Origin of the sequence: Methylobacterium sp. J-088, from assembly GCF_022829295.1 — a bacterium.
Lineage (GTDB): Bacteria > Pseudomonadota > Alphaproteobacteria > Rhizobiales > Beijerinckiaceae > Methylobacterium.
This window is the reverse complement of sequence record NZ_JAKSYH010000124.1, coordinates 1-11,207: the sequence shown is the minus strand read 5'-3', so window position 1 is coordinate 11,207 and position 11,207 is coordinate 1. Positions and strand designations below refer to the sequence as shown.

Here is an 11,207-nt window from a genome sequence, read left to right as displayed (position 1 = left end):
GGAGACTGGGCGTCATCATCGGGCACAAGCCGAACAAGAACAGCCGCACGGTCGATGCCGCCCTACTCGACGAGCTGAACGCCACGCCCAAGCGCTGAGACTTCCCTTCGTACCCGTGCGTACCGCCCCGGCCGGCTCCCGCCGGGCCTTCCCCTCACATCCCGAGACCTGACCCATCGGCGATGTCCTGACATTCACCCCGCGACCAAAGCCGATCACTGGTAACATTGCCAGTGAGCCGCTGACTGGCCCTGCCCTCCGCGCCAGCCTGGAGGAGGCGGCACAGACCGCCCTCGACGCGGCGGACCGCATCATCGCCGTATTGGACCGCATGGACGGGGATGCGGACCATGAGGACGGCGGGGACGCTGAACCCTCCCTGGCCGCGCCCGAGAACCACACCGGCAGCCAGATCACATGGCTGCGTGGCAACGATCAGGACCGCGAAGTTGAGACGGCTGAGACCGCGCTGCCGGAGGTGGCGGCTGAACCGGCGGCGAGCTCGATCGTCTTACCTTGGCGGGGGCGTGGGAACGTCATCTCGGCTGCCGGCGTAGCGCTCCTCGACCTCGCAGGTGTGCGTTGACGCCGACAAGTTACGGCTCCAGCAGGGTCCACGATGGGTGGAATTTTGCCGGTCCGCTTCTAGAAATGAGAATGCATAGTCGGACGTCCAATGAAGGCGTCGTCTAGCCAGATTTCACTTGTTGTGCCGTGGATACGCTTCGCGACGCGCGATCTCATTAAGATGGGAGGTCGGGGAACAGGGTGGGGGCCAGCTCTACCGCCATCTCCTTGAACAGTCGCACCGGCCGCGGCACGTATCGATGACCCAGATGGACCAGGGTCAGGTCGAAGGGACGGAAACGCCATCCGGGCATCGCCTCGACGAGGCGCCCGTCGTCGAGCAGGTCGGGCCGCACGATGGGCGGAAGGTCGCCGATCCCGGAGCCCGCCAGCAGGGCGGAGGCGAGACCGAGATAGTCGTTCATCGTGAAGGACGGCTGGAAGGTGACGGTCTCCTTGCGGTCACCGTCCTGGTGAGTGAAGGTCCAACGCCTATCAGGTTTTCCGAAGGAAAATGCCAGCAGCCGATGGTCGTACAGATCCTGTGGACTTAGGGGCGCAGGGTGCCCCGTGAGATAAGCCGGGCTCGCCACCAGTCGGTGGCGGTATGTGAGGATCTTGCGTGCGACGAGGTCCGAGTCCTGCTGGGGGCCGAACTGAAAGGCGACATCGATCCCCTCCGCAACCTGATCCACGTAGCGTTCAGTTACGAGAACCTGCACGAGCACGTTCGGATAGGCAGCCTGGAATGCGCCGACGAGCGGCGCGACGAGTGTGTCGGAGATACTGGGCAGAGACGCGATGCGCAGGACGCCAGAGACATCGGTCATCCGGTTCGAGACGAGGCCCATCACCCCGTCGCTGATCTCGATGCTGCGCCGCGCCTGCTCCAAAACTTCTGAGCCGAGATCGGTCAACCGCAAGCTACGCGTCGAGCGCTCCAAGAGACGTACGCCGAGTTGGCTCTCAAGCTCGGCGACGCGGCGGCTGACGGTCGAGGTCGGGATGCGTAGCTGACGCGCGGCCATCGCGAAGCTGTTGGCCTCCACGACCTTGGCGAAGATGAAAAGAGCGTTCAGATCGAGCATCATTGTCCCATATATGGGATGGGCCATCCCAAATTGAATGGGTTATGGCTCAATGAGAGATCGCATACTGATCAGGCGCCGTAAACAGGTGCCGGAGTATCGTGAATGAAGGTTCGTCTTACCGCTGCCTGCGTCCTAGCTGTCCTTGCTCTTATCCCCACTCAGCCCAGCATAGCGCAAACGCACACCGGTTCATCGACGGCTCCGTCCTCCGAGACGAGCGACGAAGCCGCGATCCGCGCCGCACTGTCCTCGTATAACGCAGCTTTGAACGGTGGTCAGACCGCCGCTGTGCTACCCCTCTACACGCCCGACGGCATCTTCATGGCGCCCTACACGTCCTCCTTCATCGGTCAGGACGCGGTTCGCAGGGCGTATGATGCCGTCTTCAAAGAACTAAAATTCGATGTGACATTCAATATCTCCGAGGTGGTCCAGATGGCGCCAACATGGGCGTTCGTGCGGACCAACTCCGCCGGGAAGACGCTGCATCATTCCAGCGGCAAGACGACGTCCGAGGCGAACCAGGAACTCTTCATTTTCCAGAAGGGCGACGACGGTCGCTGGCGCATCGCCCGCTACAGCTTCTCGCCTACGAACCCGCCGAGCCAGTGACTCGCTCGGTAGTCCAAACAAATTCTGTGGCCAACTCTGTCTTTCCTCGCAAGGATCAGCCCATGAACGCGGATGAACAGGCTATCGCCGAGGTGTTTAAGCAGTACGGAGAGGCCGCAAACCGCTCTGTGCCGACGCCGTGGCTGAACTCTATACCGACGACGGGGTGCTGATGGCACAGAACAGCCCGCCCCAGGTCGGTAAGACTGCGGTTCAGGCGGCCTATGCGGGCATGGCCGGGGCAATCAAGCTCGCCATCGCTTTCGAGATCGACGAGATCCGGGTGCTAACGCCCGAATGGGCCTTCCTGCGCTCCACCTCGACCGGCACGATCCGCATCCTGGCCGCAGGCATCGACATCCCGGAAGCCAACCAGGAGCTGTTCGTCTTCAAGAAGGTCGACAGCGCCTGGAAGATCGCTCGCTACAGCTTCTCCACGACGCTGCCGGCGCAGGCGTGAGGCGCCCGCGATGACCCTATTCCTGCCGAAATGGATCGACGCGCCGGCGCGCGTACTGATGTCAGCCCTGTTCCTGCTGTCCGGCATCGGCAAGCTCACTGCCATCGTGGCGACGCAAGGCTACATGAGCGCCTACGGCGTCCCCGCCGTGCTGGTCTGGCCGGCCGCCGCCTTCGAGATCGGTGCGGGCGTGCTGCTCCTGCTCGGCCTCTGGACCCGGCCGCTCGGCGTGTGCCTGGCCGGGTGGTGCCTGCTCACGGCGGGCATCTTTCATACCGCCTTCGCCGACCAGAACCAGCTGATCAACTTCCTGAAGAACCTCACTATGGCTGGCGGCTTCCTGCTACTCGCCCGCGCCGGTGCGACCGGCCTCAGCCTCGACGCGCGCCGCGCCGTGAGTCGAACAGATGGGTGAACGCATGTCGCTCATCTCCTGCCTGCGCAATCTCTTCCTTAGTGCAGCGCTCGTCGGGGCCGCCCTCGTACCGGTCGACGCGGCGGATCAGACCGCCAGCAGCTTCGCGTTCGCGTCCGATCCGATGGTCGCGGCCGGGCAGCGCGCGGCCTACGACGTGGTCCACCGCTATGAGATGCTCCTCAACGCGGGCGACACAGATGGCATTCTGGATCTGTTCGCGCCCGACAGCGTCGCGGAGTGGAACGACAAACCCACCTTCGCCACCCGCCAGGAGAAGCGTGACGCCTATGCTGCTCTGTTCCGGATCGCCAAGTTCACGACCGTGTTCGGCTATGCGGGCATCGATGTTCACGGTGAGACGGCCATCGTGCGGACCTACCACCACAAGGGCGCGACGGTCCTAGAGGGGGGCAAGCAGGTCGTCGACCTGAACCGCGAGGTGTTCGTGCTGCGCAGGATCGACGGCGCCTGGAAGATCACCCTGTACGTCTTCAACACCAACCCCGTGCAAGGTGAGGGCTGAGGGCATCCACGACGTTCCCGGCTCAGGAGGACGACCATGACGATGATGAGGGCGGCGGTGATCCGCAAGGCCGGCGGTCCGGACGTGCTGAAGGTCGAGGCGGTCCCGATGCCCGAGCCCCGCGCGGGCGAGGTGCTGATCTGGGTGCGCGCCTTCGGCCTGAACCGGTCGGAGCTGTTCACCCGCCGCGGTCAGTCACCCGGGGTCGCGCTCCCGCGCGTGCTCGGCATCGAGGCGGTCGGCACCGTCGTGGCCGCGCCCGACGGCACGGTCGCTGAGGGCGACACGGTCGCAACCGCGATGGGCGGCATGGGTCGCAAGTTCGACGGCAGCTATGCCGAATATGTCCGCGTGCCGATCGGTCAGGTTCAGGTCCTGCGCACCGACCTGCCGTGGGAGGTCCTGGGTGCGTTACCCGAGATGCTGCAGACCGCCTGGGGCTCGCTGTTCACGGCCCTACGGCTCAAGGCGGGTGAGCGCCTGCTGATCCGGGGCGGCACCACCTCGGTCGGGCTTGCCGCGGCCGCCATCGCCAAAGCACACGGCGTCCACGTCGCAGCCACCTCGCGCCGCACCGACCGCGCGCAGATGCTCCGGGACAACGGCGCGGATCAGGTCTTCATCGACACGGGCACAATCGCCGCACAGGTATCGGAGATCTGCCCAGGGGGCGTCGACAAGGTGCTTGAACTGGTCGGAGCGACGACGCTGGAGGACTCGCTACGCTGCGCCAAGCCGGGCGGCATCGTCTGCATGACGGGCATGGTCGGCGACCGGTGGTCGCTGCCGGACTTCAGTCCGATGGACGTGATCCCGAGCGGGGTGTGCCTCACGACCTACGACGGCGGCGTTACGGACTTCATGCGCACGCCGCTTCAGGAACTCGTCGAACAGGTCGCGACAGGCAGCCTGCGCGTGCAGGTGGGCCGCACCTTCAAGCTCGACGAGATCGCCGAGGCGCATCGCTCCATGGAGGAGAACCGAGCCGGCGGGAAGATCGTCGTGCTGCCCTGACGGCGCGCGACCCTCCCACACAGAAGAGTCGCACGGATCGCCGGGCGCGAACTGCACCATCGAAGGGGGTGACACGACATGCGCACACCGGTCGAAACAGTCCTGGCCCTTCTGGGCGACGCCGCCAATCCGTCGACCGTCGCCGAGTTGGTGGCGCCCGACGCCACCTACGTGTCGTTGAACTACGACAATCCCGACCTGAAGCGGATCATGCCCTGGTGCGGATCGCATACTGGCGCGCAGTCCATCGTGGAGACGTTCGTGAACGTCAACCGGCATTGGGAGATCCTAGCCTTCGACGTGCAGGAGGCCTTCGGTTCCGATGAGCGGGTCGCCGTGTTCGTAAGCTGCACATTTCGCTCGCGGGTGATGGACCGGACGCTAATCTCGCCCGTCGCGATCTTCGCCAGAGTCGTAGCCGGAAAGATTACCCAGATGCAGTTCATGGAGGACACGTTCGGGACCGCTTCCACCTTCCGAAGCGGTGGCGCCTGGACATTCAGAGCCGATCCGGACGGCGCAGAGGTGACGATCTGAGCAAATCCAGCATCATGGCTGCGCCTACGGATTTGTGCCCGAGCAGCACTCAGTCGGCTTGCGGGACCCGCAGCGAGCGAGCTTGGACGGTCTGGAGGTCAGCGCAATGCCGACGCCGCAGAGCTAGGCCATGCAGGCAATATCTGTAGCCTTGAGGCCTGAGCGATTTCAGCCGCTCCTCACGAACGCCGCTCACACATCCCGTCCGGAACGATCAAGACCGCGAGGCCAAGGAGCCCGAGACCGTGCTGCCGGAGGTGACGGTGGAGGTGACGGTGCCGAAGATCGATGCCCGCGGCGGCCTCGTCACCGCCTGCGGGCTAACCTTGATGGATCTCGTGGGTATGTAGGTTGGCCGCCTCTTACCGGAACCCGCCTCCCGGAAGCCGGCCGTGGAATGGCGTGTTGCGGCAGTGACCCCACGGGCCGCGCCAGTAGCCCGGAGGGCACCCATTCCCTGCGCGAACTTGGTACCAGCCACCCGGGAGGGGTCCAGAGTACGGCGTATTCCGGCAGTGCCCCCACGGACCGCGCCACGCACCTGGGCCGCAACCACCTGCCACGAGGGTAATGGGAGCAGTGACGCTCGGGTCGGCCGCAATCAGCATCGCATTCGCGGAGGCCAGCGGCAGAGCGGTGAGCGCCACGGTAGCGAAAAGTGTATTCATTATATTCATGGCCGGTTTCCTCTGTATTCCGTCGCCAAGATGCCCTCGGCGGCTGTCGCTACAACTTGGCAGAGGAGCAGCCGCTGCATTAAATCTTGGCCATGAAACCGAAGGTTTTCGGCAAAGCAGACAATGCGATGCAAATGCAGCTAACCACTATGCTGAATTGATCGCAGAATTTCGCGTCCTGAGCCTTGCCCAGCGCCAGCTTGCCACCCACGAGGCGATCGCCGTCTTGCTGCAGGCCGAGGAGCCGGCGGCCATCGCGGAGATGCGGGCGGCGCTGCGGGCTCCGGCGCTTAAGCGTCATCCGGACGCCGCACCCCAACCTGGCCGACCGTTGGAACGGTGATGGATGCGGCCTCTCGTCCAAGCAGCTCCTCTAAACTCTCCCGCTCAAGCTCGGCAGCAATAACGTCTGCCAAGTTCTTGAAGGCAGCCTCAATCCATTGATCAGCTTCGGTAATGAGAAGCTGCAAGTTGCCGTAGTTCCCGACATCGAAGGTGACAAACTGCAACGTGTTAGCAATTACGCCTTCGAGTTTAAAACCCTTTCCTCCGCCGTTTATCGCCGCGCAAGGTATTGCTTGACCGTATGCATTTTCATCATGTTCGAAATGCTTGTTCCGCAAATGCTCGAAATGTTGAAACGCCTTCATTTTGACGGGCACACTCTCGTATATATTTTCTGCTCGTAGTTTCGTATTTCGCGCTGCACCACCGGTAAAGCATTTGATGTATGTGGAAATAGCAGAGCGCCAAAGCGCATCGTTGACGGCTTCCGGGTTGTCGGGCTTCATGTTGTTGAGATGAGATTTCGAATTCTGTAAATCAAAGCGATGCGCCGCGTAATGAGCGAGTTGCTTCGCTTTCTTTCCCGTCAACCGGATTAGTTTCACTGCATCTGGATACCCGTCGATATGGAGGGCCCCATCTTTCATGCTGATCTGGTCCGGCGGCACGCGGATACCTCACCCTGCTATGCCGCGAAAGCGGCCGCGGACGATCGTAGACGCGACCGCGGCGCAGGCCAGATCAAAACCACCGGTGACGTTGACTTAACCGTACCGCACGGCCGACATGGACCGTTCCGGCTGCACCCGCCCTAGCGAGTCGCGGCCACCATCAGGAGCACAGCCGCCGCGGATCTGAGACCCTGAAACGACTACGGGCCCCCTGTCGCCAAACAGAGAGCCCGCGAAATCGAAGTGGCCTGGTGGGGCCTCATGCAATCCCCCATCAGCCATAGCTCCCGCCGGGAGTCAACGGGAACGCCAATTCCCGGAGCGATGAAGTCGTGCCTTGATCACAGCCGCGGTCCGAAAAGGACCGGGTTCGATGACCTATGCCGAAGAGATCCGCCGACAGGTGGAGGCGGCCCCGCGCGCCGCGTTGCCCGCCGTCACGGCTGCGCTGTGGCGTGCCTATGGGGAAGGGCAGGTGACGGAAGTCGAAGCCGAAGCGTTGTCCGGCCTGATCGAGGCGCGGCAGACCAAAAGCGCCACGTTGGCGGGTTTGCCGCTGACCGACACCTCGCAGGATCGCCAGAGCAGCCCCAGGAGGCCGGGCGTCGGGTCCAGGCCACGCACGGGCGCCAGCATGGAGCGCCGCCGCCGTTGGGCTTCCTCAGGGCGCCTGCCGCCGGCTATCGCGGCGCGCTTCACCCTGGCCGAGCAAGGCGTGCTCGCCCTCGTGGCCGCCGAGGTAGCCCGCCGGAAGGATTGTCGGCTGGCCGTGGGCCATCTCGCCGCCATCGTGGGCGTAGCCGAGACCACGGTGCGCAACGCGATCCGCGAGGCCATGAAGCTCGGGCTCGTCACAGTCGAGGAACGGCGAGTGACTGGCTTCCGCAACGACACGAACATCGTGCGCATCGTCTCGGCTGAGTGGACGGCTTGGCTGCGGCTGGCGCGGAAGCCGGTGAGGTATCAAGGAAACCCTGACACCCTGCAGCAGGGGGGAGGGTGCAAATCCCCGCAGGGCACGCATACTCAGGTTCTAGATCTGGAGAAATCGAGACTGGCAGATCCCAAAACAGGCTGCCGAGGGGCAGCGGGCGACCCTGGCCGAAGCGATCCCATGAGAATTCTCGTGGGTGGTAAGACGCCCTCTGCTATGCGGTGATGGCATAAGGACGGTCGATATGACGAACGCACCACCTGAGCCTCCACGGCCCGACCCGGCCGAGTCCCTGCCTCCGAGGTTCAAGCATCAGGCAATGGCGGTGCGCGGTCTCATCCAAAGCGCAAATGTCCAACGGCCGTTGGAAGCAGCCAGGAGAGCGCCTGAACGTTTGGATAGGATCCTAGACGAACTGCGGCAGCAAGGGCCGCTCGACCCCGATGTTGATCGCAACGCGTCGGAGCTTTTATCCGCCATCGAAAATTTGGACGGTGCGATCTACGGTCCTGGGACGGTTGGCGAGGACCGTGAAGCGAAGGTTCAGGCTGCCCGAGTAGCCGCGGACCAGAAACTTGATGAGCTTATTGGCCGCCTGGCAACGACCTGACCAACCCTATGACCTTCGTCTGCACCATTCCGCAGGGCGGCTTCCGCGTCCAAGGTTTCGCGGCCAGCACGCCTCGTGTCGCGATCATCGACATTGGGTACGACGATGCCGAGCCGCTGAACTACAAGGTGGCGATTGGCCTTGATGCGTTGCCGGGCGGGAGCCTCGAACTGTACTTCAACGTCATCGAGGCGGACGGGGAGACTGGCGGCGAGCACACGTTCTGGAGCGGCAGGAACACACGCCTCATCGCGGCGACGGAAGATCGCGCTGCCGTGCTGGGAGCAGTCCTGTTCGGCCTTCGCGACCTCTTGCAGGTCAGCACTCCAGAGGGCTTCGTGTGGTTCACCTATGACGAAGCCATGCCGAGAAGGGCACTGCTCAAGTTCGACCTCGTTAGGCGTGTAGTCGAGGAGTGTGGATACGTGGTCACGGCCTCACGCTTGCCGCGAGGGCGGCGGGCTTGGGAAGCGACCCGTCCACCTGATGCCGTGGTTGACTCTGGGGAAGCTGATCCCGATCCTAATAGCGAGCAACGGTGAGGCGATGACCCGCGAGGAACTGATAGCGCTGGCCGAGACCGCTGAGGAGCGGACCACAGGCTATTTGCGCAAAGCGCTCGAAGACCCCGACATCAAAGCTGCCGTTCACAGTCGGTACGTGCCAGCCGTGCTCGACGGGATGGCGGCCACCAGTGTCGCCAACGACCCCGCGCGGAAACCCGGCAAGGGGCGGAAGCAGGCGTAGGCCACGGCTGTAAGCTCCACCTTGGCGCACTGCGTTACACACCACGCACCCCGGCGTTGCGCAGCGCCCCGTAAAATCGGCCCGAGTCGAACATGGCTCGGGCCTGCTGCAGCGAGATCGGCCTGCCACCGACTTCCGGCGCCCTCATAGCCCCACCGCCGCCCTGCGCCTGTTTCTGCTGAGCGCCCGCGATGCTCTTCAGGGCGTTCGAGATCTGGGCGTACTGATTGCTCGGCTGCTGATCCTGCGTGCCGGTGGCGGTCAACGGCTGGCCGGACAGGGACGCGACGTCGGGCGTCGGCGAAGACTGGCCCGGTACGGGGGCGCCCTGCTCGACGATCCCGCCGAGGCCGAACCCGCCCTGCTGGGCGGTCGAGCCCATCGAGGCCCCAGCAGGACGGGCGATGCCCGGCGACATCTGCGACGAAGATCCGGACGCCATGGCCGGCAGAGCCTGTCCACCGCCGCCGAAGCTGTTGGCGTAGGCCTGGGTCGTCGCCAGCCGCGCCGCATTCTCGCCGCCTGGGCGGTTGTAGCCCGCGAACTTCCAGGCGTCCGCCATCAGGGCGTGAGCTTCCTGCGGGCTCTGAGCGTTCTGCAGGGCGCTCGTGAGCTGCGGGTTCTCCTGCAGCAGGAAGTTGGCCTGTGCCGACACCGGATCGGCCGCACCCTGCGTGAACGCCTTCATGTTGGCGAGGCGGTCGGCCCGCCACGACAGGATGCCGCCGGACTGGCCCGCCTGCCCGCTCTCGCTCGGGTCTGACCAGCTACCCGTGATGTTCGAGGGCGAATACCGGCTCTCGTGCTGGGCGTAGGCCGCGACCGCGCCGAGGCCGTTCGGGTTGGTCAGACCGCCCTGCTGCAGGGTCGAGATGAACCGGCCGCGGATGTCGTTCGGATCCGGCGTCGCCGCCTCGGCGCTGTTCGGTCCGATCATGGACAGCAACCCCGTGCCGGCCGCCTGCGCGCCGGGCTGCATCACGGGCGTCGGCGCGCCGGTCGGTGGCGTCTGTGGGTTGAACCCCGAGTACCCGGGCGGTGTGGCCGCGGGCACGTCCTGAGACGTCATGGTCGGCGCCTGAGCCTGCTGCTGCGCCTGCTGTTGCAGATACTGCTGCAAGGCAGGGCTCAACGGGTTCTGGTCGTCGCCGCTCGCGAACGATGGCAGGGAGCCGAAGCCTAGCGACATGCGGAATGCCCCATGGTTGCGAAATCCGGGCCGCTGACGGGCGTCGGGCGATTTCGGGTGCCGGTGTGCGGTTTCAGACCAGCGCCAGCCCTGGGCCAATTCTGGCGAGGCTGACGGGTATCGACAGAATGACGGGTCGGGGCCATCTTCATGGTATGCGCCGCTGGGCTGAGCCTCTGACCGTCATCATCGTCTTCGCCATCGTCATGACGGCGATCGGGTGGGGCGTGAACGCAGCTGTGCCGAACGTCGACGCGTGGCTTGTCGACCATATCGGCAAGGCTGGCGCCTGGACTGCACTTGTCGCCGTCTGGCTTGCGACTGGGATCTACGCCTGGATCGGTCATCGCCCGAAAGCCGGTAAAGCCGCCGGGAAGTAGGGCCGGGTTCGGTCCGCCTGAGACATGAGCGCCGCCTGCGTCCCACGAGCCGCAAGATTTCCAAGCGCCGCCGCCTGCTGCTGTGAGCGGCCACGGGCCTCCAGGGCGGCCAGCAGCATGTCGAGCTTGTCGCCCTGGGTCATCGTCACAGCGTCCGCGAGCTGATGATTGCGGGCGAGATCGGCGGCCTGACCGGCGGCGTTGATCCCGGCCTTACCGGCGCGGGCAACCTGGGCGAGGGCATACCCTTTGGGCCCGCCGACCAAGCCAGCCATGGTGCCCCCGAGATCGTCGCCCAGCGTCGTGCGCGGTGCGATGGCGTCGGCTGCCCGGTTCCGCTGCGCCGTCTGTGACCCCTCGACGATCCGCCGGTTCGCGTCCGCAAAGGCCCGCTCCCGGGCGACTGCGTCGACGACCTGCTGCGTCGGCGCCTCACCGTGCAGCATGCCCATCTTGGCGGTGTTGAACCCACCCTCGCCCTGCAGGGTGCTG

16 protein-coding genes and 1 pseudogene are annotated in these 11,207 nt (G+C 64.7%); 11 read left to right on the top strand and 6 right to left on the bottom strand.

Annotated features, from left to right (window positions below; translation table 11 throughout):
* Nucleotides 1-331 precede the first annotated feature (331 nt).
* Nucleotides 332-586: a hypothetical protein gene (locus tag MKK63_RS13405; protein ID WP_244002463.1), complete on the top strand. Its 255-nt coding sequence runs from the start codon at nt 332-334 to the stop codon at nt 584-586.
* 157 nt (nt 587-743) lie between these two features.
* Here MKK63_RS13405 and MKK63_RS13400 read toward each other — a convergent pair whose 3' ends face one another.
* On the bottom strand, nt 744-1,655 hold the full coding sequence (locus tag MKK63_RS13400; RefSeq protein WP_244002461.1) for a LysR family transcriptional regulator: 912 nt from the start codon (nt 1,653-1,655) through the stop codon (nt 744-746).
* A 105-nt stretch (nt 1,656-1,760) separates the two neighbouring features.
* Between MKK63_RS13400 and MKK63_RS13395 the strand changes: the two genes are divergently transcribed.
* From MKK63_RS13395 to MKK63_RS13370, 6 genes are all read left to right on the top strand, one after another.
* Nucleotides 1,761-2,270 (top strand): YybH family protein, encoded by a 510-nt coding sequence (locus MKK63_RS13395; protein ID WP_244002459.1) that lies wholly within the window; start codon nt 1,761-1,763, stop codon nt 2,268-2,270.
* A 139-nt stretch (nt 2,271-2,409) separates the two neighbouring features.
* Nucleotides 2,410-2,730 (top strand): YybH family protein, encoded by a 321-nt coding sequence (locus MKK63_RS13390; protein WP_244002457.1) that lies wholly within the window; start codon nt 2,410-2,412, stop codon nt 2,728-2,730.
* Nucleotides 2,731-2,740: 10 nt separating this feature from the next.
* On the top strand, nt 2,741-3,145 hold the full coding sequence (locus MKK63_RS13385; RefSeq protein WP_244002455.1) for a DoxX family protein: 405 nt from the start codon (nt 2,741-2,743) through the stop codon (nt 3,143-3,145).
* Nucleotides 3,146-3,149: 4 nt separating this feature from the next.
* A complete protein-coding gene (locus tag MKK63_RS13380; protein WP_244002453.1) occupies nt 3,150-3,671 on the top strand; it encodes a YybH family protein in 522 nt (173 codons plus the stop codon).
* Between the two features lie 36 nt (nt 3,672-3,707).
* Nucleotides 3,708-4,685 (top strand): zinc-binding alcohol dehydrogenase family protein, encoded by a 978-nt coding sequence (locus MKK63_RS13375; protein WP_244002451.1) that lies wholly within the window; start codon nt 3,708-3,710, stop codon nt 4,683-4,685.
* A 78-nt stretch (nt 4,686-4,763) separates the two neighbouring features.
* Nucleotides 4,764-5,222 carry a nuclear transport factor 2 family protein gene (locus MKK63_RS13370; RefSeq protein ID WP_244002449.1) on the top strand — a complete coding sequence of 153 codons (459 nt, stop codon included), beginning with the start codon at nt 4,764-4,766 and terminating at the stop codon, nt 5,220-5,222.
* A 362-nt stretch (nt 5,223-5,584) separates the two neighbouring features.
* Here MKK63_RS13370 and MKK63_RS32225 read toward each other — a convergent pair whose 3' ends face one another.
* The 3 genes from MKK63_RS32225 to MKK63_RS13360 form a co-directional block, all read right to left on the bottom strand.
* On the bottom strand, nt 5,585-5,830 hold the full coding sequence (locus MKK63_RS32225) for a GCG_CRPN prefix-to-repeats domain-containing protein (RefSeq protein WP_409564511.1): 246 nt from the start codon (nt 5,828-5,830) through the stop codon (nt 5,585-5,587).
* 148 nt (nt 5,831-5,978) lie between these two features.
* Entirely contained in the window at nt 5,979-6,200 is a 222-nt protein-coding gene (locus MKK63_RS13365; RefSeq protein ID WP_244002447.1) for a hypothetical protein, read from the bottom strand.
* A complete protein-coding gene (locus MKK63_RS13360) occupies nt 6,190-6,852 on the bottom strand; it encodes a hypothetical protein (RefSeq protein ID WP_244002445.1) in 663 nt (220 codons plus the stop codon). Before MKK63_RS13360 ends, MKK63_RS13365 begins: the two co-directional genes overlap by 11 nt.
* 376 nt (nt 6,853-7,228) lie before the next feature.
* On the opposite strand from MKK63_RS13360, the gene MKK63_RS13355 reads away from it, so the two are divergent.
* The 3 genes from MKK63_RS13355 (at nt 7,229) to MKK63_RS13345 (ending at nt 9,146) form a co-directional block, all read left to right on the top strand.
* Nucleotides 7,229-8,014 carry a helix-turn-helix domain-containing protein gene (locus MKK63_RS13355; RefSeq protein ID WP_244002443.1) on the top strand — a complete coding sequence of 262 codons (786 nt, stop codon included), beginning with the start codon at nt 7,229-7,231 and terminating at the stop codon, nt 8,012-8,014.
* A gap of 393 nt (nt 8,015-8,407) precedes the next feature.
* Nucleotides 8,408-8,941, top strand: a complete 534-nt coding sequence (locus tag MKK63_RS13350) for a hypothetical protein (RefSeq protein WP_244002441.1) — start codon at nt 8,408-8,410, stop codon at nt 8,939-8,941.
* A 4-nt stretch (nt 8,942-8,945) separates the two neighbouring features.
* A complete protein-coding gene (locus tag MKK63_RS13345; RefSeq protein WP_244002439.1) occupies nt 8,946-9,146 on the top strand; it encodes a hypothetical protein in 201 nt (66 codons plus the stop codon).
* A gap of 34 nt (nt 9,147-9,180) precedes the next feature.
* On the opposite strand, the gene MKK63_RS13340 is transcribed toward MKK63_RS13345, so the two are convergent.
* The gene (locus MKK63_RS13340; protein ID WP_244002436.1) at nt 9,181-10,335 is read right to left on the bottom strand and encodes a hypothetical protein; all 1,155 of its coding nucleotides are present in this window, start codon (nt 10,333-10,335) and stop codon (nt 9,181-9,183) included.
* 65 nt (nt 10,336-10,400) lie between these two features.
* Here MKK63_RS13340 and MKK63_RS13335 point away from each other — a divergent pair, with 65 nt between their 5' ends.
* Nucleotides 10,401-10,715, top strand: coding sequence for a hypothetical protein (locus MKK63_RS13335; protein WP_244002434.1), 315 nt, complete (start codon nt 10,401-10,403; stop codon nt 10,713-10,715).
* Here the strand turns inward: MKK63_RS13335 and MKK63_RS13330 are convergent.
* Nucleotides 10,679-11,207 (bottom strand): annotated as a pseudogene (locus tag MKK63_RS13330) (hypothetical protein); the annotation flags it as partial. The gene MKK63_RS13335 and the pseudogene MKK63_RS13330 overlap by 37 nt on opposite strands.

Bases quoted from the DNA above. Each gene is read 5' to 3' on its own strand.
- MKK63_RS13400 (WP_244002461.1), bottom strand. From the start codon at position 1,655: ATGCTCGATCTGAACGCTCTTTTCATCTTCGCCAAGGTCGTGGAGGCC.
- MKK63_RS13370 (WP_244002449.1), top strand. From the start codon at position 4,764: ATGCGCACACCGGTCGAAACAGTCCTGGCCCTTCTGGGCGACGCCGCC.
- MKK63_RS13395 (WP_244002459.1), top strand. From the start codon at position 1,761: ATGAAGGTTCGTCTTACCGCTGCCTGCGTCCTAGCTGTCCTTGCTCTT.
- MKK63_RS13385 (WP_244002455.1), top strand. From the start codon at position 2,741: ATGACCCTATTCCTGCCGAAATGGATCGACGCGCCGGCGCGCGTACTG.
- MKK63_RS13340 (WP_244002436.1), bottom strand. From the start codon at position 10,335: ATGTCGCTAGGCTTCGGCTCCCTGCCATCGTTCGCGAGCGGCGACGAC.
- MKK63_RS13365 (WP_244002447.1), bottom strand. From the start codon at position 6,200: ATGACGCTTAAGCGCCGGAGCCCGCAGCGCCGCCCGCATCTCCGCGAT.
- MKK63_RS13345 (WP_244002439.1), top strand. From the start codon at position 8,946: ATGACCCGCGAGGAACTGATAGCGCTGGCCGAGACCGCTGAGGAGCGG.
- MKK63_RS13405 (WP_244002463.1), top strand. From the start codon at position 332: ATGGACGGGGATGCGGACCATGAGGACGGCGGGGACGCTGAACCCTCC.
- MKK63_RS13350 (WP_244002441.1), top strand. From the start codon at position 8,408: ATGACCTTCGTCTGCACCATTCCGCAGGGCGGCTTCCGCGTCCAAGGT.
- MKK63_RS13355 (WP_244002443.1), top strand. From the start codon at position 7,229: ATGACCTATGCCGAAGAGATCCGCCGACAGGTGGAGGCGGCCCCGCGC.
- MKK63_RS13380 (WP_244002453.1), top strand. From the start codon at position 3,150: ATGTCGCTCATCTCCTGCCTGCGCAATCTCTTCCTTAGTGCAGCGCTC.
- MKK63_RS32225 (WP_409564511.1), bottom strand. From the start codon at position 5,830: ATGCTGATTGCGGCCGACCCGAGCGTCACTGCTCCCATTACCCTCGTG.
- MKK63_RS13375 (WP_244002451.1), top strand. From the start codon at position 3,708: ATGACGATGATGAGGGCGGCGGTGATCCGCAAGGCCGGCGGTCCGGAC.